Source organism: Burkholderia lata, assembly GCF_000012945.1.
Classification (GTDB): domain Bacteria; phylum Pseudomonadota; class Gammaproteobacteria; order Burkholderiales; family Burkholderiaceae; genus Burkholderia; species Burkholderia lata.
Genome location: NC_007509.1, coordinates 1,010,356 through 1,031,258 on the forward strand (window position 1 = coordinate 1,010,356; position 20,903 = coordinate 1,031,258).

Below are 20,903 nucleotides of genomic sequence, written 5' to 3' on the forward strand. Positions count from 1 at the left end.
TCGACCGGCGGCCGGTTCAGACGATGCGAAGGCGCTTCGACCACTCGGACACGCCGAGCTCGATCAGTCGCGCGCAGCGTTCGAAGACGAATCGCGGCTGGCGGTAAGGGTCGTGCACGTCGAAATCCGTGTACTCGCCGATGCGGAACACGCGGCCGCGCACGAACGGGAACCGGCCTTCAAGCGACGTGCGCTGGCGCCGGTCCATCACGAGAATCAGGTCGGCGTCGGTACACAGCGACAGGCCGATTTGCTGCGCGCGATGCGTCGACACGTCGAATCCGCGCAGCCGCATCACGTCGTGCACATACGGCGCGACCGGCATGCCGACGAGCGCGTTCAGGCCGGCGGACACGATGCGGCGCCCGGGCATCGCCCGGCGCAGCATCGCTTCGGCCATCGGGCTGCGGCAGATGTTTCCCTCGCAGACGATCAGGATGGATTCGATCATTTGGTCGCAATCGCCGCGGTCAGGCCGGCATTGATGGCCGGCAACAACAGGCTGAGCACGCGACTGAACCGGACGAGCCCGTTGCCGTCGACATACACGACGTCCTTCGGCTTCAGCTGGAACTGGTTCGCCAGCACCATCGCCACCGGCGATCGGGCATCGAGGTGATAGACCTGCGGCTGCTCGTCCTGCATGCCGCGCACCACGTACAGTTGCGCGGCATCGGCCGTATTCGCATTGAGGCTGCCGGCCTGCGAGATCGCCTCGCTCAGCGTCAGGCGGCCATTGCGCATCGGCAATGCCGTCACCGGCTTGTTGACCTCGCCCATCACGAACACGCCGCTTTCATCGCGCGGCAGCACGCGCACCAGGTCGCCGTTCCTTAGCACGATCTTCGACGGATTGCGTCCTTGCTCCGCCATCTCGGTCAGGTCGATCCGGCGCTCGACACCGTCGCGCACGAGGACGATCCGGCTCTGGTCGGCCGTCGCCGCAAAGCCGCCCGCGCGGCCGATCGCGTCGTACAGCGTCATCGGTATGTCGTTCACCGGCTGCGAGCCCGGCGTGTGCACTTCGCCCTCGATATAGACCTGCTTCGCGCGAAACGACGCGATGCGCACCGTCACCTGCGGATTCCTGAAGGTCTTGTCGAGACGGCGCGTGAACTGCGTCTGCACCTGCTCGGCCGTCAATCCGGCGACCTGCACCCGGCCCGCATAGGGAAACTGCAGCGTGCCGTCCTGGTCGACGACGAAACCCGGCGGCGCATCCGCCGCTCGCGGCGCGGCCTGTGCCGGTGCGCCGAGCGCGGCCGCCAGTTCGGGGTGGTCCCATACGGTGATCTGCAGCACGTCGCCACGCCCGATGGTGTACGCATCCGGCGACGCGCCGATATCGTGCGCGTCACCGCGCTGGCCGCGTTCCGCGTCGCGCATGCGCCGGATCAGCGACACGTCGATGTTCGTGACCGGAACCGGCAGCGCGGTACTGTCGGCCGGCGTCGCACCGCTCTGCAGCGGAATCGACGCAGGCTGCTCCATGCGCATGCCCGGCGCGATGCCACATGCGCCAAGCAATGCACACAGCGGCAGGATCGCCGCCAGCGACCCGACACGCACCGGCCATCGCTGCGCGGACACGCGCACCGGCTCCATTTGACGCAACCTCTGCATGACGACCTCACACCTGTTTTAATTGGAAAATGCTCCGATCGCCGCGCGCCGTGTCGACGCGCGTACAGCACCCCTGTCGAGATCGGACCTGCTGCCTGCACTAAAAAAATCGGCGCTTGCCGCCGCGACGCGCCGCCGGTGTGCATTCCGCCCGGCGGCCCCGCAGCGCCTAGTACGCGCCCGACCCTCGCAACACCACGTTGATCGTCCTGAACAGAATCCCGATGTCGCGACGCAGCGACCATTCGCGCACGTAGGACACATCGAGCGATACACGCGTCGAATAGTCGATGTCGTTTCTGCCGCTGACCTGCCAGAGCCCGGTCATGCCCGGCTTCGCCATCAGGTAGTAGCGCACGTCGGTCCCGTAACGCTCGAGCTCGGCTTCGACAATCGGGCGCGGCCCGACCAGGCTCATGTCGCCTTTCAGCACGTTCATCAGTTGCGGCAACTCGTCGAGACTGGTCTTGCGCAGAAACCGGCCGATGGGCGTGATGCGGACGTCGTTCTTCAGCTTGAACTCGCGATCCCATTCCGCGCGCGCGTCGGGGTCGCGCTCCAGCAGCGCCTTGAGCACCACATCGGCGTTCGCCACCATCGAACGGAACTTCAGGCATTTGAACGGCCGGCCATTGCGGCCGACCCGCTCGTGACCGAAGATCGCCGGGCCACCGTCGCGCCGCACGGCCCATGCAATGCCCAGCAACACGGGCGTCAGCAACACGAGAAGCAGCGACGCACCGACCAGGTCGAAGCTCCGCTTGACCGTCCGCCTGACCACCCGCTTGAATCGCGCAGCCGGCCGGTGCACGCGCGCCTGCTGGCCGTGCCGGTCTGCGTGCGCGATCGCCGCCGCGCGAACCTGGCCGCCTGCCCGCGCGATCATCCCGAAGATCGCAAGCGTCAGCGCACGGAACGCGATCAGGCCGATCCCGCTCGCGAGCGTCCAGTACACGAACCATTCATTCGACAGCACGTGTGCACGATGCAGCACGTACAGAAGCGCAGTGCTCATGCCCTGCACGACGATCCACGCGAGCACGGTCCGGCCGAGCACGCGCAACAGCGATCGCGTCCGCACCGGCTCGTAGATGCCGCAGGCGGGGAACACCGACAACGCCAGCGCCGCGGCGAATGCAACCAGCGCACCGTCGAACAGGGATCCTCGCGCACCGCCAGTGGCACCGATCAACGCCGGAATGAACGCGCCCAGCACGATCAGTCCGATATCGGTCGCTCGATTGATCAACGAATTCATTGATATGAACTCCTAATTCATCGTCCAACACCCGTTCGCGTGGCGCATCGGCGCCTCACGTCTTCACCTCATGCCGCTCGAATCCTGCGTGGCCGATCCGGCCGGATGCGAAGCGCATTCGACGCGACGCGACCGTCGCGACGTCGTTGCTTCAATGTTTCCGCAGCGCATCATATTCGTCGCGATTCGCGCTTTTATCGCTTGCGTCCGAATTCGCCTTGTTGATGGCGGAAGAAATCAAGGCGGGTTTCCACTCAATATCATTCGATCCGTTTCACGCATGACGCGATGAAATTCCGGACGAGAATGGCGAGCGATCGCGATGCGAAATTCCCGAATCGGGTTCGCCATCACGACGTGCGATTGACTGTCGAAGCTGGATTGATCGCGCCGGTTATCTCGGCGCATCGGGCGGCGATCGCATCACTGGATCGCCGCCCGGAACATGCGGGCAAGCATCGACCGAATGCGCTCGGCGCGAATGCTGGCTCGACGAATAAAAAGGCCTGCGCAGTGCGCTCACGACGACACGGCAGGCAAAATTCCGAGGAGTACCGGGGTGCCGCCTCCTCGAAAGGCCAGTCGATAACTTAATCCAGTGGAAGCGCGCTTTTGACGCGCCGTGTCGGACTGCGCCACGATTGTGGCTGAATCCGCCTGCGTCGCATTTCGCTTAGCCGATTTCCGGGTCTTGATTCCGGATTGGCGGCGCTGTCATTCGAACGAAACACGAATATCCCGATAGGGATGACATGCACGGTATTGAATTCCGCGGATCGATCTCGGGTAACGAGCCGCGATTGCGCGACCTAAGAGGTCGCACCGCTCATCCAGCCGCTCAGATCCGATGCGTACAACATCTCTGCCGATGCGTCGCCGCCTTTTCGCGCGGCGGCCCGGTATTCGGTCGGCGAGGTCTGCAAGTGCTGCCGAAACAGCTTGGCCATCCGGTCGCCGCTGCCCAGGCCGGTGCGTCTCGCGACCTTGTCCGCCGGAAGATCCGTCTCGATCAGCATGCGGCATGCTTTTTCGAGGCGGATTCGCAACACGAACTCGGTGGGCGTCACGCCGATTTCATTCTTGAAGCGCCGCAGGAAATTGCGCTCGCTCATCGCCGCGGCCTGCGCCGCATCGGCAATGGAGATGCGGTTTTCGCTGTTCACGCGCAGATGATGTGCCGCCATGCGAATCAGCGTGCTCGCTCGTGCGACACGTGCGCCGAACAGCACGTCGGTCAGCTTCCGGTTCGCGCCGGACACCATGCACATCACGATTTCCTGCGCGATTTCGTAACCCATGTCCACCCGGACGATCGACAGCGCATCCGAGAACGGGCCGTCGTCCTCGTCGCCCGCGTATTCGGCGTCGTCACGCCTGACTTGCAATGCGCCGCCGGCGTCCATCTCGGGCGACGCCCGCTCCACCTCTTTTTGGGGCAGGTGAATCTGCGTGAGCAACTTCCGGCCGCCACTGCTGCCCCTCACGACGCGCGCTCGCTGATGCGCATACCTCAGCCATGCGATCAGCTGCTCGTCGAGTTTGTCGATGCCGCCCTGACCGCTCAGAACGAACATCGCATGCACGGTGCTGGCGTCCAGCGTACTGGCCGCCTCCGTCCAGATCCCGACACCCGACGACGAGCGAACCGGCCCGCCATGCACGGAATAGAGCCGTAATTCGTAGTGGTCGACGAATGCGCCATCCTCACGGCCGAGCTGATTGGCGAGTTCGAAAACCGCGGCCAGCTTGCCCATCTGCATAATGGGAAAACCCTCGAGCAACAGTACGATTACGCTTGCCCGTTGATGCCCGTTTCCGGGGCCTCTGCCACGATTCACGCTTAACCCCGTCGATGAATGATTCGACACTGTCTGCATTATTACGGACCTTTGACAATTTCTTACATTTCTGGTTTTCTGCGCCGCATCATATGGGCGGCCCTTGTCCGCCGATTTGTCAATGTCTGTTTTCGCCGTGTTGTTGTCGGAATCAATCAAGCAGACGGTATGGCCCCCTTTTTAAAGATTCTTCATATCAACGACAACGCATTCATTCAAATCCAGCAAAAATAGAGGTAGCTCAATGATTCGGAATTAGTGTCGTGATAGCGACGGTGGATCGACCTCCGGATGAATGTCAGGAACGCGATTCCGATGAATGCACCGCAATTGCCGGCTGGCACGGCCCGCACGAATGAAAGCGCAATCAACGCACAGGCACGGCCACGCCGTGCGCGAATCGCGCATTGCCTTTGGTCGCTCGTGTTCGGAAAGCCGCACGCCGTGCGGCGCCTTTCGCCGCGTGCCGCCGGACCTCGATCCCCATCGCTGTTCCGGTCAATCACGCATTTCGGAAAGTTTTATGTCAACACCGGGCACGCCGTAATTTGGCGTAATGCTGCAGCAGTCGTTGGCGTTGACCAGGCGCCATCCGGAATCGCTGAATGCGAATCGGCAATGGCGTGTCGGCATCGTACACACTTCGATTTCATGAATGCGTTCGTGACAGGAATTTTCATCGAACGTTATTGGCCATTCAAATCGTCCACGGCTTCACATCGGCAATGAAATGCCGGTTTCATCGTCGAATATTCCAGCATAGCGACACGCAAACGTTCGCATTTATGAAAATTCGCGAATGAGCGAGTGCGCGGGTTCGTGCGGTGCGAAATTTCTCGCCATTTATCGCGATCACCGACGCCTATTCTTCATACAAAACACGCGCACTGACCGATCGGACGGACGGCCCTGAACCCCTGCCGCGTCGCGCCAGGGGTTGTCACGCTGCTGTCGAATATCTCGCAACCGTGCGTCGCCGCGAAACCTGTTGAACACGACGTTGTCATGCACGGATGTGCTTGAACCACCGCTGTCGCCCATTCGACAGCGCAAGGCCATCGGCACCCGTTACTGCCAGGCGAGGGCCGCTGCACAGGACGAGCAGGTCGCTACGGTCAATCGCCAGGCTGCAACGAACATCGAGCGCGGGATCGACAATGCGTGCGGTGGCAACCGGCACGACTGCCGGCGCGAGCCTCGGGATCTGCCGCATGTTCCGATGCGGGAATGTCAGCCCGTCCGATCCACACTCACCGGCCTCCGTTTAATATTCGCATTCCGAATTAACTTTAAAATTCCATCGTGCACTGGAAAATCGTTGCGCGAGCATGCATTCGTACCGGCGCATCGCGCACGACTTCTTTCTGCGCCGTGCCGCTCCTCATCGTATTCCACGAAAAGACGCGGTCGTCTTGCATGCGCGACCGCATGAACCAGCCCAGCCATTCCTGGCGTTCTCGGGCGACGTCGTCGATGTCGTTTACAACCGGGTTCCAGGCGCATGACCGATAGTCGGCTGCGTCCGTTTCTCTAAACTGGTTCTCACAACAAACCTGCCCGGTGTCGCCCGCAACGCGCGTCACTCCACCGACATCGCGGCGCCCCGAGACACCCGCCTTCGCTGTCCATCGGCCCGCACGACTCCACTGCACACCCGCCCGGCCGGCTGCCAAGGCAATTCCAGGAGAGTTCTTTGAGCCCGTCGCAAGCGCACCCCGCGAAAGCCCGGTCTTCGCGCAAGTCCGTCAAGCTGGATGACATCACGATCGTCGACCCCGCCGTCCTCAAGCGCGCGGTCGGCGCCATGGCGTTCGGCAACGCGATGGAATGGTTCGACTTCGGCGTGTACAGCTACATCGCCGTCACGCTCGGCAAGGTGTTCTTCCCGTCCAGCAGCCCGTCCGCGCAGCTGCTCGCGACCTTCGGCACGTTCGCGGCCGCGTTCCTCGTACGCCCGCTCGGCGGCATGGTGTTCGGCCCGCTCGGCGACCGCATCGGCCGCCAGCGCGTGCTCGCCGCCACGATGATCATGATGGCCGTCGGCACCTTCGCGATCGGCCTGATCCCCAGCTACGCGTCGATCGGCATCATGGCGCCCGTGCTGCTGCTCGTCGCCCGCCTCGTGCAGGGTTTCTCGACCGGCGGCGAATACGGCGGCGCAGCCACCTTCATCGCCGAATTCTCGACCGACAGGCGCCGCGGCTTCATGGGCAGTTTCCTCGAATTCGGCACGCTGATCGGCTATACGCTCGGCGCGGCAACGGTCGCGCTGCTCACCGCGTCGCTGTCGCAGGAAGCGCTGCTGTCATGGGGCTGGCGCGTGCCGTTCTTCATCGCCGGCCCGCTCGGTCTCGTGGGCCTCTACGTCCGGCTGAAACTCGAGGAAACGCCCGCCTTCAAGAAGGAAGCCGAAGCACGCGAAGCGGACGAACGGTCGCGACCGAAACAACGCTTCGCGGCGCTGCTCGTCGAACAGTGGCGGCCGCTGCTGCAATGCGTCGGCCTCGTGCTGATCTTCAACGTGACCGACTACATGGCGCTGTCGTACCTGCCGAGCTACCTGTCGGCGACGCTGCACTTCCGCGAATCGCACGGCCTGTTCCTGGTGCTGCTCGTGATGGTGCTGATGATGCCGATGACGCTCTACGCCGGGCACCTGTCGGACAAGGTCGGCCGCAAGCCGGTGATGATGGCCGGCTGCGTGGGCCTGCTCGTGCTGGCCGTGCCGGCGCTGATGCTGATCCGCACCGGCGGCATGCTGCCCGTGTTCGGCGGGATGCTGATCTACGGCGTGCTGCTGTCGACGTTCACCGGCGTGATGCCATCGGCGCTGCCCGCGCTGTTCCCCACGCGCATCCGCTACGGCGCGCTCGCGATCGGCTTCAACGTGTCGGTGTCGCTGTTCGGCGGCACGACGCCGCTCGTCACCGCATGGCTGGTCGATCGCACCGGCGACCTGATGATGCCCGCGTACTACCTGATGGGCGCCTCGTTCATCGGCATCGTGTCGGTGCTCGCGTTGCGCGAGACCGCTCGCCAGCCGCTGCCCGGCTCCGCGCCGTGCGTGGCGAGCCGCGCGGAGGCGCTGAGCCTCGTTCGCGGCGGGGCCGACGAAGCACACGGGCGGGACAGGAAGCTCACGCCGGTCAGCGAACGCGCGTGATGCGGGCGCTGGTCGCGTTGGCTCGCGTGGCGTGGCGCCACGCGACACGCGCCGGCGTCAGCCCGCCGACAGCCGCTGCGCGTCGAACCAGTCGAGCAGCGCGCGCGTGACGAACGCGGGATTTTCCAGATTCGAGATGTGGCCGGCGTCCGGCACCAGCGCATGCGGGCACCCGATCACGCTCGCCATCTTCACGGTTTCCGACGGCGGGCGCGCCATGTCGCCCGCACCGCACATCAGCAGCGTGCGTTCGGCGTCCAGTTCGGCGAGTGCCGACAGCGTGTCGGGCCGGCCGAAGATCAGCCGGCCGAGCGGGACGATCGATTGACGCAACCGGTCGGCCGGCAGGTTCGCGAGCGCGTCGCGAAACGCGGACGGCACCGGGCCCGCGAGATTGACATCCGGCCGGAAGAACAGCGGCACGATCGCATCGAGCAACGGCGGTGCGATACGGCCCGCGGCGGCGATGGCGTCGAGCATCCCGAAGTAGCGCAGCCGCGTCGCTTCGGGCTCGGCCTCGAGCGACGCATCCATCAGCACGAGCGCGCGCACGCGCTGCGGTTCGCGCAACGCAAGCCGCGCGCCCCACATGCCGCCGACGCTGAGCCCGACGAGTGCACACTGTTCGATCTCCAGCGCGTCGAGCAACGCACTCGCCTGCGCGGCGAGATCGTCGAGCGTCTGCGTGCCTTCCGGCAGCGCGCCCGATGCGCCATGTCCCCACAGGTCCGGCACGATGACACGATACCGGCGCGACAGCGCGTCGATCTGCGGCGCCCACATCGCCGAATCCCACAGATAGCTGTGCCCGAGCAACACCGGAAACCCGGTACCGTGATCCTGGTAATGCAGGGTGCTGCCATGAATGTTCACTGCGGGCATGTCGTCTCCGGTGTCGGCGCGATCGGCAGCGGCCCCGAACCGGGCGCCGCGGTCAGCGGCGTGCTGCAACGAATGCGAAGCGGCGCATCATCGCACAGGTTGCAGGCGCGACGCATGACGACTCGCACGCGCCCACGCATCGGAGCTGCCGCATGACACCCTCGACACGCACGCGCGATGGCGCGACGGCGTGACGCGACCGTCCTATCCGACCCGATACATCGGCACCACGTTGCTGCCGCCCGTTTCCTGGTCCGACGCGAGCGGATGACTCGCCTGTTCGAGCAGCCAGTTGGTCAGCACCGCGATATCGAACTCGTTGCACGCATCCGGGTTCTGCACCAGCACGTAGCTGCCCGATGCAACCGTGCAGTGCGGGAACAACTCCACGAGCCGGCCCTGCTTCAGCAGCCCGTCGACCAGCGGCCGCCGCCCGATCGCGATGCCGTGCCCGTCGACCGCCGCCTGCACCAGCTGGTCGTACTGGCTGAAATGCAGCGCGCCGGCAGGCCGCAGGCGCGGCACGCCCAGCTCCTTCAGCAGATGGCTCCACCCGTGCCACGGCCACTCGCCGCGCGGATCGTCGAGATGCAGCAGCACGTGCTTGTCGAGGTCCTCCGGCTTCATCGACGCAGCGTCGCCCGCCGCCGACATCAGGCTCGGGCTGCAGACCGCCACGACGCGCTCGCGAAACAGCACGTCCGTCTCGTCCGTCGACGTATACGGGCCTGCATATCGCACGGCCAGGTGCAAACGTTTGCGTTTAAGATCTTCAATTTCGCTCGTTGCCGATACGCGTACATCGATGTCGGGATAGCTTGCGCGAAACGAACCGAGACGCGGAATCAGCCACAGCGCCGCGAACGAAACAGTGGTCGACAACGAGATCGCACGCTGGCCGACACTCGACGACAGCTTGCCGATCACCGATTCCAGGTCGGACAACGCGAACGAGATCGCGTCGTACAGCTCCCGCCCCTTGTCGGTCAGCGTCAGGGAACGAATGTGCCGGTGAAAGAGCTCGATCCGGAGCTGCTCCTCGAGCGCCTTGACCTGGCGACTCACGGCGGATTGCGTGACGTTCAGTTCCTGCCCCGCACGCGTAAAGCTCAAATGACGCGCCGCGCATTCGAAGCCTCTCAGGAAATCCAGCGAAGGCATACTTCTCAATCGCTTTGCCAATCTCACATTAGCCATACCGCCGCCTCAAAGTTGCACCCACCGACAGGCAAGTCGCCGTTCGTCTCCCTGAATCGTTTCTCCTATTTGGATTCGGGAACGATTTTATATTGAAGCATGGATGCAGATCATTCTTATTTTCAATCGTGACACTCGTATTTATCTATCAATTTTGATCGACCCGATATTCTTACATTAGCATTATGAAGTAGTGATTTTGTAAATAAATATCCGACCGGAGCGATGCTGGTTATGGCCGCGAAAGGCGCGCAAAAACAGGACATTACGGGCACACATCCACGCTCCGTCAGCCATCCCGACGCTACAACAGAGGCACAACTCGATTCCTACAATTCAATTTCAATTACCAGACATATTTATTCATTTACCGGATTGCAAAAAGAATACGCATCTCAACATTCACGCGGAATACTATTTAAACCCGCAATTTTATGTTTATGAAAATATACTAAACGCATGAAATTGAATTGCGCCATGCAATCCCCGGAAATTGATGAACCAATTATGTCCGGAATTGAATATTCCGCCGACCGGAAACGGCAATCGGCATGCATGACGCCGCCACGCCGTCCGGAATCGGTTCCGCCTATTACTGGACAGGATGCGTGTCGCTATACGCTGTCCACCACGCCGTCCGCCACACGGTTCGTCCGCGCGGTCACTTCGCGGCGATAGCGGTTCAGTTCCTGCGCGGACGTGAGCGTGCGCTCGAACAGGATCGACAGGTTGTGCAGGATCCGCTCGACAACCTTCTTTTCCCACTCGCCGTCGAACCGGATCTGCTCGTCGAGCCAGCGCTCGAGCCATTCCGGATCGGGCAGGCGCGACTGCACGGTGTCGCGCGGGAACAGCGCCTGGTTCACGTGCAGGTTGGTCGGGTGCAACGGCTTCTCGGTGCGGCGCGCCGACGCCATCAGCACGCCGATCTTCGCGAACGCGGCACGCGCGACGTCGCCGCAATCGTTCAGTGCCTTCTTCATGTAACGCAGGTATGCGCCGCCGTGGCGCGCTTCGTCGCGCGAGATCGTTTCGTAGATCAGCTTGATGACCGGCTCGGTGTGCCAGTCGGCCGCGCAGCGGTACCAGTGATTCAGGCGGATCTCGCCGCAGAAATGCAGCATCAGCGTCTCGAGCGGCGGCGCCGGATCGAATTCGAAGCGCACCGCGTGCAGCTCCGCTTCGGTCGGCACCCTTTCCGGCTTGAAGCGGCGCAGGTATTCCATCAGCACGAGCGAATGCTTCTGCTCTTCAAAGAACCACACGCTCATGAACGCGGAAAAGTCGCTGTCGTGCCGGTTGTCGCGCAGGAACATTTCCGTCGCAGGCAACGCCGACCATTCGGTGATCGCATTCATCCTGATCGTCTCGGCCTGCTCGTCGGTGAGCCGCGACGCGTCGAACCGGTTCCACGGGATGTCCTTCTCCATGTCCCAGCGCACCGCTTCCAGCGACCTGAAAAGTTCCGGATAGAGCATCGTCGTCACCGTCGTTGAAAAACATTCGGGCGCGGCACGCACGCGGGCAGCACCGCCTCGGTCATGCCGATTGCGTGGACGCCGGCGCCGCCGCTTCCGCGTCGGGCGCACGGTCGTCCGCGTCGTCGTCCACCGTACGCGGCGACAGCCTGCCGCGCAGCAGCGCGTAATAGAACTGCCGGTACGTGCGGTGGTAGTAGCGAATGCGCGGCCCGATTGCGCCATGCAGGTCGTGCAACCGTTCGATCGGCAAGTTCGGCATCATGTGGTGCTCGACGTGATAGTTGTTGCCGTTCGTGAACCACGTCATGAACGCATTGCTCTCGATCGTCCGCGTGTTGCGGAACGGATCGGTGCTCGTCAGGTCGCAGCGGTAATGCTCGGGCATCTCGACCAGCGCATGCACGGGTGCGGCCACGAACACGAGCGGCACGACCCACACCCACACGACGAACCACGTGTGCAGCGCGAACGACACGCCGGCGAGCAGCGCGATCGCCGCGACCATCAGCAGGTGATCGCGGCGGATCGCGCGCGACACCAGCGGGTTGTCGCCGAAGCGTGCGCCCGGCACGACGAGCTTCGCGACGTTCTTCGCGAACTGGATATAGTGCGCGGCCATCGACAGCCGCCACACCCACAGCCCGAGATTCACGACGGGACTCGCGCCGTACTGGTCGCCGTAGTCGAAGAACTCCTTGTTCTCCGGCGTGCCGAGCAGCCGGTGATGGCGCAGGTGGCTGTCCTGGTACGCATGGAACGACACGAGCATCGGCATGCCGAGCAGCACACCGAACACCATGTTGAGCCGCTTGCTCCTGAACCCCTGGTAATGCAGCGCCTGGTGCTGCAGCTCGACGCCGTGCGCGTACATCGCGCCGATCAGCAGGATGCCGACGACCTTCAGGACCACAACCGTCGACAGCGCGAACAGCATGCCGTGCGCGATGAGCGCGACGTAGACCGCGAGCTTCAGTGAGAAGACGACGCCGCTCGGGCGGCTCTTCATGTCGGCAACCGGTTTCTGACGGGCGAGAAGCGATGAGGTGACGGACAAAATGCTCTCCTTGGCCGGACCCTGCCCGGCACGATGACGCGGCGACACTGGCGCGCTGCCGGGTTGCAATTCTTCTGTGAGTCGATGCTTCGGACAAGCGAATTTTCCGAACGCATTGCATGACGCCCGCGCATGAGCGCACCACATCGTGAACTAGACGACCGGTCGAATGCGTACCGACCATTCACCTCGCGCGGGCTCACACGTATACGCACATGGCAACGCCGAGTGGATGCGTGCTGCTCATGCATAGCCTGCAAATATTCCGTTTGTCGCGTCATGTCGATCCGGCAAGAATCCCCCTCACTCGACGAACGGCGCCGCCGGCACCGTGGCGCGAGCGGCCGTGTTCCTCAAGGGGAGAATCCTCGTGACGAAGTGCGCATCCACCATTCATCGCCTGATCGAATCGCTCGAGGACGTCGCGGGCGCCATGCATCGCATGACGTTCGTCGACGACGCCGGCAACGAGGCGAGCATCACGTACCGGCGCTTCGCGGAAGAAGTGTTTCGCCAGGCCGGCGCGCTGCGCGAACTCGATGTGCGCGAGAACGACCTGGTGATGCTGGCCTTGCCCGCGTCGGTCGAGCACGCAGCCGCGATGATGGCCTGCGTGATGACGGGCGCACTGCCCTGCACCGTGCCCGTTCCCGCGCGCCGCGCCACCACCGGGCGCCAGGTGATCGACGTCGCTTGCGAGCTGTACCGGCCGCGCCTCGTCATCGCCGCGGACGCGCAATCGGCCGCATGGCGCGACGACGCGTTTCCCGCTTCATCCACGCGGGTCGTCGATCTCGACACGCTGTCGATCGTCGCGGATGCCGGTGCACGTGCGCTGATCAGCGGGAAGCATGGCCGCGATCCGCATCATGTCCAGCTCACGTCGGGCTCGACATCGCATCCGAAGGCCGCGGTACTCAGCCACGAGAACGTGATCGCGAACGTGCTCGGCATCGGCGGGTCGGTGCGGTTCGACCTCGCGGCCGGCGACGGCACCGCGTCGTGGCTGCCGCTCTATCACGACATGGGGCTGCTCACGCTGCTGTCGAACATGCATTACCGCGCGCCGCTGCTGATGATGCAGCCGAACAGCTTTATCCGGAATCCGCTCGGCTGGTTGAAGCGCATCGCGTCGGCACGCGCAACGACGACGTCGGTGCCGACCTTCGCGCTGCGCTATTGCGTGCGCCGTTTCAATGCCGCCGCGATGGAAGGCGTTGATCTTTCCGCGTGCCGCAACATCTTCATCGGCGGCGAACGCGTGGACGACGCGACGCTGCGCGACTTCACCGCGACGTTCGAACCGTACGGCCTCGCGGCATCGGCGCTGCAGCCGTGCTACGGAATGGCCGAATCGACGCTTGCGGTGTCGATGCATCGTGCGTGGCACGAAGGCACGGTCGATGGCGCGCCGTACGTGATCGCCGATACGCTCGACCGGCGCGCGCTGATCGAGCGCCGCGACGCGCAACCGGCCGCCGCGAACGACGGCGCCGACACCGACACCGAAACCGTGCTCGCGATGGGCACGCCGATCGAAGGCATGGCGTTCCGGATCCTGGACGACGGCGACCACCCGCTGGCGAACCGCGCGGTCGGCGAAGTCGCGATCCGCGGCACGTCGGTGATGCTCGGCTACCTGAATCCCGACGATGGCTCGATCGCCGCACCGCTGACGGCCGACGGCTGGTTCCGCACCGGCGACATCGGCTACGTCGCCGACGGCCAGCTCCATATCCTCGGGCGCAAGAAGGAAGTCATCATCATTCGCGGCAGCAACTACTTCCCGCATGAAATCGAGGAAGCGCTGGCCTCCCATCGCACACTGCGCAAGAGCACCTGCATCGCGTTCGGGCTGCCCGACCCCGAGACCGGCACCGAGCGGCTGGTCGTCGCGATCGAGGCGCGGCCGGTCGATGCGACGCCGCAGACGCGCGCCGAGTGCCAGCAGCTGCTCGCATCGCGGATCGGTTTCGCCGCGCAGGATCTGTGCTTCGTCGAACCCGGCTCGCTGCCGCGCACGACGAGCGGCAAGCTGCAACGCCTGAAGTGCCGCGACCTCTATGCGAACGGCGCGCTGTCCGTCATCCACGCAACGGCCGCCGCCGAAGCCGGCCAGGGAGCGTACGCATGACGGCCACCCCACTCACGCCGGTGCTCGAACTGCGCGACGTCTCGCGCGTGTACGAGGGCGCGGGCCGCGTCGTCGCGGTGCGCGGCGCGACGATCTCGATCGGCCAACGCGATGTCGTCGCGCTCGTCGGCCCGTCGGGCAGCGGCAAGAGCACGCTGCTCAACCTGGCCGGCTTTCTCGACGTGCCGAGCAGCGGCGAACGCTGGCTCGAAGGCCGCCGGATCGACGATGCGCCGGACACGCTCGAACGGATTCGCCGCGAGCGCATCGGCTTCGTGTTCCAGCAGTTCAACCTGATACCGGTGATGTCGGCGCTCGAGAACGTCGAGCTCGGCTGCTTCGCGTGGGGCACGCCGCGCACGCGCCGCGAGCGCGCCCGCGCGATGCTCGACGCGGTGGGGCTCGCCGCGCGCGAACGCCATCTCCCCGGCGAGCTGTCCGGCGGCGAGCAGCAACGGGTCGCGCTGGCCCGCGCGCTCGCCAAGGAGCCGGCGATCGTGATCGCGGACGAACCGACCGCCAGCCTCGACAGTACCAACGCACGCGCGGTGGCCGAGCTGATCCTCGACACCAACCGCACGCTGGGCACCGCCTTTCTGATTGCGTCGCACGACGATCGTCTGTGCGCGCACCTGCCGCGTCGCATCGAGATGCGAGACGGCGTACCGGGAGAGAATCGTGAACTGGTCGACGTTTGCGTGGCGTAACCTCTGGCGCAACAAGCGCCGCACCGTGCTGACGATGGCGATGATCGGCGTCGCCGCGTTCGCGTCGAGCCTCGCGCTCGGCTATGTGATCGCGACCTTCGACGCGGTGCGCGAAGGGTCGATCGACAGTGGCGTCGGCCACGTGCAGGTGCTGCACCACGGCTATCTCGACCTGATCGGCGAGCGGCCGCTGCAGTACGGGCTGACCGCCGACGAACAGGCCACCGCGACGCACGCGATCGCGGCGCTGCCCGGCGTCGCGACCACCGCGCGCGGCATCGACTTCGACGGGCTGATCTCGAACGGCGATCTCAGCTACGGCTTCGTCGGCGAAGGCATCGAGCCGAACCGCGAGCCGCCCGGGTTCTTCGACTATCACACGGTGCTGTCGGGCCGCTACCTGTCGCCAACGAATCCCGGCACCGAAGTCGTCGTCGGCGCGGAACTCGCGCGCAAGCTCGGCGTGCACGTCGGTTCGGTCGTGCAGCTGATGGCGTCGACCGCGCATGGCGGCATCAACGCGACCGATGCGCAGATCGTCGGCGTGATGAGCACCGGCAACAAGGACGTCGACGAGCGGATCGTCAACGTGACGTTCACCGCCGCGCAGGCGCTGCTGCGCACCGACCGCGCGTCGCGCATCGCGGTGTTCCTGTCGGACACCGCACACACGCCGGCCGCCGCCGCGACGCTACGCGCCGCGCTGCCGACGCTCGACGTGAAGACCTGGGACCAGCTCGTGTCGCTCTATCACCAGGTCGTCGCGCTGTACAAGAACCAGTTCTCGGTGTTCGGCGCGATTCTCTGCCTGACGATCCTGCTGTCGATGAGCAACTGGATCCTGATGAGCATCGTCGAACGCCGCCGCGAGATCTCGACGCTGCGCGCGCTCGGCGTGCCGGCCGCCACGGTGCGTGGCGTGCTGATCCAGGAGACCGCCTTCCTCGGCCTGCTTGGCGCGGCCGCCGGCATCGCGGTGGCGCTGCTGACGATGGTCGCGCTCAATCACGCGCAGATCCACCTGCCCCCGCCGCCCGGCCGCGTGAAGTCGATCCTGCTCGAATTCACGGTCTCGCCGGCCGCCGTGGCCGCCGTCGAAGGCGCGTTCGTCGTGCTCGGGGTGGCTGCCGCGCTGCTCGCGACGCTCGGGCTCGCCAAACGCAACATCCTCGAAGGACTCGCCCCATGATTCGCATTCGCCACCTGGCCGCCGCGCTCGTCGCATGCGCGCCGCTCGTTCATGCCGCCGACGCCCCGACGGCCCAGACCATGCTCGCCCGTGCCGACGCGTACCGCAGCACGGCCGCCGATACGCAGACGAACATCCAGATCACGAACGAAGTCGGCGGACAGTCCGGCGATGCGACGCGTTATCTCGTCTACACGCGCGGCAACGGCGACACGCTCGCGCTGACGCGCAGCGGCGAGAACGACGGGCAGAAATACCTCGCGACGACGCGTGGCCACTGGTTCTACGTGCCGAACACACGCAGCGCGGTCCGCATCAACGGGATGCAGCGGCTGCAGGGCGAGGTCGTGATCAGCGACATCACGCGCACGCACTGGGCGGACAGCTATCACGCAGCGGCAGCGGCCGGCGCGACGACGATCGCCGGCAAACCGGCCACCGAGCTCGACCTGACCGCGACCGATCCCGACAACGTCTACCCGACGATCAAGCTGTGGGTCACGCCCGACACCGACGTGCCGGTGCGCGCGCAGTTCTTTCTTGCCAGCGGCCTGCTGTTTCGCAGTGCAGATTTCTCGACACCGGTCGATGCCAACGGGCGCAAGGTGATTCGCAAGATCACGTATCGCAACGAGATCGAAAAGCAGCGCGCGAGCGTCGTCGACATCCTCGACGGCCAGCCGCGCAAGATTCCGTCGGGCTGGTTCAACCCCGACACGCTTGCCGATGGCCAGTGACCACGACGCCCATGTCGACGCCCATCGTGACCGCCTCCGTCCATCATCCGGCCGCATCTGGCCCGCCGCCGTGCTCGCCGTCCCGCTCGCGCTCGGCTGCACGCTCGCGCACGGAGAATCGCTGATGGAACAGTTGAGCACGCTGAACGGCATCGCTTACGCACGCACCGTCGACAGCATGGACGGGCACGCGCTGCTAGGGAACCTGATCGGCGACCAGCCGCGCAACCTGCAGGAAGCGGGCCTGCTCGCACGCATCGACGGCGAGAACCTGTTCATGAACGCGCGTGCCGTGGCCAGCAACCACTCGCTCGGCGCGCAGGCCACCCGCTTCAACGAGGCCGGCGTGCGCTATGCGTTCGACAACGGCATCACGCTGACCGCCGGCAAGCGGATCGATCCGCTCGACACGTCGCAAGCGTTCTTTCCGCTCGGCTTCTTCCAGAAGCGCGCCGCGACGGCCGACATCTACGACCGCTACGGCGACGTCGAAGGCACGCCGCTCGTCGAAGCGAAATGGGCCGGTGAACAGACCACGCTGCAGATCATCGCCGGTGAAAACCGCACGCTGCGCAGCGACGTCGACAACCGCGACGTGCAGGGCGCGACGCAGCTCGTGCGCGGTGCGTACAACTGGTCGGGCGGCTCGGCCGCGTTGCTCGCCGGCCGGCATGCGGGCCGTGGCGGCGCCGGTGCGACGCTGTCGTTCGACGTCGCGCGCTCGAACACCGTCTATGCGAGCGCGTGGCTCGAGCGCGGCACGACGCGGCCGCTGCCGGCCTTCATCGCGAACGGCACGCCACTCGATTCGCCCGCCGCGTACGACGCGGTCGATCGCCGCAATGACCGCCAATACATGTGGCGCAGCGCGGTCGGCATGCAAAGCGCGCTGCCCGGCAACTTCTCGCTGATCGTCGAGTGGTCGCACGACGAGGCACGTTACGACGCGAACCAGTGGCGCCAGATGGTCGGCGCGGTCCGCGCGAACAATGCGCTGCTGCCTGTCGCACCCGGCGCCGCGTTGGGCGGCCTCGGCGGCACGGCCGATTTCGTGAGCGTCGACGGCAACCTGCGCGACTACCTGTTCGCACGGCTCGGCAAGAAGATCGGCCGCGTCGAGTACTCGCTGCGCGGCGTCTATTCGCCGCAGGACAAGGGCCTGCTTGCGATCGCGCAGGTCGTCGCCGACGTGAACAAGCGCGTAAGCGTCGATGTCGCGGTCACCCGCGCGTTCTCCGACAGCAACTCCGAGTACCGGATGGTCGGTCTCGGCACCCGTATCGACGCCGCCGTGCGCGTGCGCTTCTGACAGGAACCCTGCCCCATGTCCACGCTTTCCGTTCCCGCTTCGTCCGCCGACCCGCTCGCGACTGCACCGCTGCTGCTGCGCGTGGCCGACCAGGCCGCGTATCCGGTACTGCGCCACTTCGACACGATCGCGTCGCTCGGCACGCCGCCGCGCGCGGCCGCCCGGCTGGTTGAAGCCGCCGCCGTGCGGCTGCTCGACAGCGAGATGGTGATCGCGCTGCATGCGGCCACGCCGGACGTGCTGCCCGATTCGTCCGCGTCGACGCCGCTGCAACACGACGAAGCGCCGCTCACCGAAGCGCTGCTCGAACAGATCGGCCGCGAGGGCTTCCATCACCTGTTCAAGCCGTTCATGCGCGCATTCATCCGCATCATGTTCGGGTTGTTCTTCTCGGACGACCAGAACCGTCGCGCATGCGACTGCATCGACAGCGGCCACAACTTCGCGTTCCTGATGAGCGACGGCGGCGGCCCGACGCTCGCCGCATGGCGCACGGTCGTGCGCAGCGACGACAACGGCCTCGCGCTCACCGTCGACAAGGTATGGGGCATCGAAGCGCATCGCGACTGCATGGCGGTGGTCGCCGCGCGGTTGCCGGGCGTGATGTTCCCGGCCGCCTACCTCGTGTGGCCCGACGAGTACCGCAAGCTGAAACGCATGACCTGCGGCGCGCCGTTCCTCGCGGGCAACCTGCAGCTCGCGAACGTCGGCGGCCAGGTGCGCGTGAGCGCCGAGGATCGCCTGCGGATCGGCGGCCCGACCGTGTTCAACAAATACCTGACCGTCGTGCGCCCCTACTTCGTCCGCGCGCTGATGGCGCACGTCGACTGGCTCGAACGCACCGGCCGCGTCGAACTCGATGCCGACGCACGCGCCGTACACCAGTTCATCGCCGACGCCGCCCGTAGCCAGACCGACGACGCGCACTACAGCTTCGGCAAGGTGCAGCGCGTGCTCGCGATCAAGCTGCTGTCGAACGAGTTCCTGACGGCGCTCGTGCGCGACGGCAGGGTCGCCACTTTCGACGACCAGCGCGACCTGCTGGCGTTTTCGAAGATGGAAGGCAGTTCGTACCGTTGTTATCACGAGCTTCGCAAGAGCCTGCGCTGCGAAGCCGGCAGTTGACCCACGCGACAGGCCGATCGATCCCGATCAACCCACTTCATTATCAGGAGCTCCTCTCATGACGACCCAGAACGTTCCGGCCGACGCGCTCGACATCCTGTCCCGCGAAGTCGCGAAGATCCTCAATGTCGAGACCGTCGACACCGACGCCGGCATCGGCGAACTCGGCATCGATTCGCTGAACATCGTCGAACTGATCGTGTTCTGCGAACAGCTCTACGGTTCGATCGATCCGGAAGCGCTGAACATCACGCAGTACACGACGCTGCAGCAGCTCGACGCGCAACTGCGCCGCCAGCAGCACGCCGCCTGACACGACGATGCTCGCGCCCCTTGCGACCGTGGCGGCCCCCGCCGCCGAGCCGGCCCCGGCGACCGCGCTGACCGTGCAGGCGCTCGCGTACCGGCGCGTCGCGCCGTCGCGCGACGGCGCGGCCGTGCCGCTCGACGACACGGCCCGCGCGATCGGCACGCTCGCGTGTGCCGAACGCGAGCGGCTGTGCGGCGCGGTCGGCGCGGACGACTACGTGGTCAGCTCGACGATCCTGTCGATGCTGCTGATGAACGATTCGCCGCAGCATCGCGTGTTCGCGCAGGCGCTTGCCGGTGCGAACGACTACACGCCCGACTGGATGACCTGCTCGTACGAATGCGCGGGCTGGGGCTACGTGTTGCGCCGCACACTCGCGACCGCGGCCGAAACCGGGCCGCGCACGCTGCTGCTGCAGATCGTCGACATCGACGTGCACGGCTTCACGTACTGGCACGGCAACCCCGCCTGGGGACGTTCGGGCTTCGGCGTGTGCTCGCTGCTCGTCGACGTCGGCCGCGAAGCGGCGCCGTCCATGACGTCGGTGCTGGCCGATGCCGCACCACCGGCCAGCGCGGTCGTGCGGCTGGGCCGCGACATCCGCACCTTCTGCGCGGCCCGCCCCGGCTTGCAGGCGGCGCTGCCGTTCTTTCCGGCCACGTCGCGCCGCGCGCTGCTCGCGTCCGTCGGCAAGACGCCGCTGCTGCCGGACGGTCACGGGCTGTTCGGTCATGCGTTCGGCAGCGATCCGTGGCTGTCGGTGCTGCTCGCGCATCGCGACGGCGACACGCCGCGCCGTGCGGCCGTTTGCTCGCTCGCGCTGAACGGCTATTACGCGGTTGCCGACGTCGCGTTCGCGCCGGACGCGACGTTCTCTCTCGACGACGAGGCGTGAC

At 65.4% G+C, this 20,903-nt stretch carries 18 protein-coding genes; 10 read left to right on the forward strand and 8 right to left on the reverse strand.

The features are described 5' to 3' along the window. Positions 1-16: 16 nt before the first annotated feature. The 3 genes from BCEP18194_RS04285 to BCEP18194_RS04295 form a co-directional block, all read right to left on the reverse strand. Complete coding sequence (locus BCEP18194_RS04285; RefSeq protein ID WP_011350086.1) at positions 17-451, reverse strand: low molecular weight protein-tyrosine-phosphatase; 435 nt, start codon at positions 449-451, stop codon at positions 17-19. Next, positions 448-1,623, reverse strand: coding sequence for a polysaccharide biosynthesis/export family protein (locus BCEP18194_RS04290; RefSeq protein ID WP_011350087.1), 1,176 nt, complete (start codon positions 1,621-1,623; stop codon positions 448-450). Before BCEP18194_RS04290 ends, BCEP18194_RS04285 begins: the two co-directional genes overlap by 4 nt. A 169-nt stretch (positions 1,624-1,792) precedes the next feature. Beyond that, positions 1,793-2,881, reverse strand: coding sequence for a sugar transferase (locus BCEP18194_RS04295; protein ID WP_011350088.1), 1,089 nt, complete (start codon positions 2,879-2,881; stop codon positions 1,793-1,795). Between the two features lie 288 nt (positions 2,882-3,169). Here BCEP18194_RS04295 and BCEP18194_RS41055 point away from each other — a divergent pair, with 288 nt between their 5' ends. Then, on the forward strand, positions 3,170-3,475 hold the full coding sequence (locus tag BCEP18194_RS41055) for a hypothetical protein (RefSeq protein WP_011350089.1): 306 nt from the start codon (positions 3,170-3,172) through the stop codon (positions 3,473-3,475). A gap of 215 nt (positions 3,476-3,690) precedes the next feature. Here the strand turns inward: BCEP18194_RS41055 and BCEP18194_RS04300 are convergent, their stop codons facing one another. Next, the gene (locus BCEP18194_RS04300) at positions 3,691-4,761 is read right to left on the reverse strand and encodes a helix-turn-helix domain-containing protein (protein WP_081436552.1); all 1,071 of its coding nucleotides are present in this window, start codon (positions 4,759-4,761) and stop codon (positions 3,691-3,693) included. 1,651 nt (positions 4,762-6,412) lie between these two features. Here BCEP18194_RS04300 and proP point away from each other — a divergent pair. Then, positions 6,413-7,882: a glycine betaine/L-proline transporter ProP gene (gene proP, locus BCEP18194_RS04310; RefSeq protein WP_011350093.1), complete on the forward strand. Its 1,470-nt coding sequence runs from the start codon at positions 6,413-6,415 to the stop codon at positions 7,880-7,882. Positions 7,883-7,939: 57 nt separating this feature from the next. Here proP and BCEP18194_RS04315 read toward each other — a convergent pair whose 3' ends face one another. The 4 genes from BCEP18194_RS04315 to BCEP18194_RS04330 all read right to left on the reverse strand — a co-directional run bounded on the left by BCEP18194_RS04315 (position 7,940) and on the right by BCEP18194_RS04330 (position 12,448). Next, on the reverse strand, positions 7,940-8,764 hold the full coding sequence (locus BCEP18194_RS04315; protein WP_011350094.1) for an alpha/beta fold hydrolase: 825 nt from the start codon (positions 8,762-8,764) through the stop codon (positions 7,940-7,942). A gap of 204 nt (positions 8,765-8,968) precedes the next feature. Next, on the reverse strand, positions 8,969-9,961 hold the full coding sequence (locus BCEP18194_RS04320) for a LysR substrate-binding domain-containing protein (protein WP_011350095.1): 993 nt from the start codon (positions 9,959-9,961) through the stop codon (positions 8,969-8,971). 614 nt (positions 9,962-10,575) lie between these two features. Then, positions 10,576-11,448, reverse strand: coding sequence for a ferritin (locus tag BCEP18194_RS04325; protein ID WP_041492656.1), 873 nt, complete (start codon positions 11,446-11,448; stop codon positions 10,576-10,578). Positions 11,449-11,500: 52 nt separating this feature from the next. Further along, positions 11,501-12,448 carry a fatty acid desaturase family protein gene (locus tag BCEP18194_RS04330; RefSeq protein ID WP_011350097.1) on the reverse strand — a complete coding sequence of 316 codons (948 nt, stop codon included), beginning with the start codon at positions 12,446-12,448 and terminating at the stop codon, positions 11,501-11,503. A gap of 418 nt (positions 12,449-12,866) precedes the next feature. Here BCEP18194_RS04330 and BCEP18194_RS04335 point away from each other — a divergent pair, with 418 nt between their 5' ends. Genes BCEP18194_RS04335 through BCEP18194_RS04370 form a run of 8 tightly spaced genes read left to right on the forward strand, consistent with a single transcriptional unit; the run spans position 12,867 to position 20,902 of the window. Continuing rightward, positions 12,867-14,630 carry a fatty acyl-AMP ligase gene (locus tag BCEP18194_RS04335; protein ID WP_011350098.1) on the forward strand — a complete coding sequence of 588 codons (1,764 nt, stop codon included), beginning with the start codon at positions 12,867-12,869 and terminating at the stop codon, positions 14,628-14,630. Continuing rightward, entirely contained in the window at positions 14,627-15,337 is a 711-nt protein-coding gene (locus BCEP18194_RS04340) for an ABC transporter ATP-binding protein (protein WP_011350099.1), read from the forward strand. The genes BCEP18194_RS04335 and BCEP18194_RS04340 overlap by 4 nt, the downstream gene beginning before the upstream one ends. Then, on the forward strand, positions 15,309-16,526 hold the full coding sequence (locus BCEP18194_RS04345; protein WP_011350100.1) for an ABC transporter permease: 1,218 nt from the start codon (positions 15,309-15,311) through the stop codon (positions 16,524-16,526). Before BCEP18194_RS04340 ends, BCEP18194_RS04345 begins: the two co-directional genes overlap by 29 nt. Beyond that, positions 16,523-17,263, forward strand: coding sequence for an outer membrane lipoprotein-sorting protein (locus BCEP18194_RS04350; RefSeq protein ID WP_011350101.1), 741 nt, complete (start codon positions 16,523-16,525; stop codon positions 17,261-17,263). The genes BCEP18194_RS04345 and BCEP18194_RS04350 overlap by 4 nt, the downstream gene beginning before the upstream one ends. Continuing rightward, positions 17,253-18,572, forward strand: a complete 1,320-nt coding sequence (locus BCEP18194_RS04355) for a hypothetical protein (protein ID WP_011350102.1) — start codon at positions 17,253-17,255, stop codon at positions 18,570-18,572. The genes BCEP18194_RS04350 and BCEP18194_RS04355 overlap by 11 nt, the downstream gene beginning before the upstream one ends. Positions 18,573-18,587: 15 nt before the next feature. After that, complete coding sequence (locus BCEP18194_RS04360; protein ID WP_011350103.1) at positions 18,588-19,697, forward strand: hypothetical protein; 1,110 nt, start codon at positions 18,588-18,590, stop codon at positions 19,695-19,697. Between the two features lie 58 nt (positions 19,698-19,755). Further along, positions 19,756-20,010 carry an acyl carrier protein gene (locus BCEP18194_RS04365; RefSeq protein WP_011350104.1) on the forward strand — a complete coding sequence of 85 codons (255 nt, stop codon included), beginning with the start codon at positions 19,756-19,758 and terminating at the stop codon, positions 20,008-20,010. Positions 20,011-20,017: 7 nt separating this feature from the next. Then, a complete protein-coding gene (locus BCEP18194_RS04370; RefSeq protein WP_011350105.1) occupies positions 20,018-20,902 on the forward strand; it encodes a hypothetical protein in 885 nt (294 codons plus the stop codon). Position 20,903: the final 1 nt, after the last annotated feature.

Bases quoted from the DNA above. Each gene is read 5' to 3' on its own strand.
- BCEP18194_RS04285 (WP_011350086.1), bottom strand. From the start codon at position 451: ATGATCGAATCCATCCTGATCGTCTGCGAGGGAAACATCTGCCGCAGC.
- BCEP18194_RS04290 (WP_011350087.1), bottom strand. From the start codon at position 1,623: ATGCAGAGGTTGCGTCAAATGGAGCCGGTGCGCGTGTCCGCGCAGCGA.
- BCEP18194_RS04295 (WP_011350088.1), bottom strand. From the start codon at position 2,881: ATGAATTCGTTGATCAATCGAGCGACCGATATCGGACTGATCGTGCTG.
- BCEP18194_RS41055 (WP_011350089.1), top strand. From the start codon at position 3,170: ATGAAATTCCGGACGAGAATGGCGAGCGATCGCGATGCGAAATTCCCG.
- BCEP18194_RS04315 (WP_011350094.1), bottom strand. From the start codon at position 8,764: ATGCCCGCAGTGAACATTCATGGCAGCACCCTGCATTACCAGGATCAC.
- BCEP18194_RS04320 (WP_011350095.1), bottom strand. From the start codon at position 9,961: ATGGCTAATGTGAGATTGGCAAAGCGATTGAGAAGTATGCCTTCGCTG.
- BCEP18194_RS04330 (WP_011350097.1), bottom strand. From the start codon at position 12,448: ATGAAGAGCCGCCCGAGCGGCGTCGTCTTCTCACTGAAGCTCGCGGTC.
- BCEP18194_RS04340 (WP_011350099.1), top strand. From the start codon at position 14,627: ATGACGGCCACCCCACTCACGCCGGTGCTCGAACTGCGCGACGTCTCG.
- BCEP18194_RS04350 (WP_011350101.1), top strand. From the start codon at position 16,523: ATGATTCGCATTCGCCACCTGGCCGCCGCGCTCGTCGCATGCGCGCCG.
- BCEP18194_RS04355 (WP_011350102.1), top strand. From the start codon at position 17,253: ATGGCCAGTGACCACGACGCCCATGTCGACGCCCATCGTGACCGCCTC.
- BCEP18194_RS04360 (WP_011350103.1), top strand. From the start codon at position 18,588: ATGTCCACGCTTTCCGTTCCCGCTTCGTCCGCCGACCCGCTCGCGACT.
- BCEP18194_RS04365 (WP_011350104.1), top strand. From the start codon at position 19,756: ATGACGACCCAGAACGTTCCGGCCGACGCGCTCGACATCCTGTCCCGC.
- BCEP18194_RS04370 (WP_011350105.1), top strand. From the start codon at position 20,018: ATGCTCGCGCCCCTTGCGACCGTGGCGGCCCCCGCCGCCGAGCCGGCC.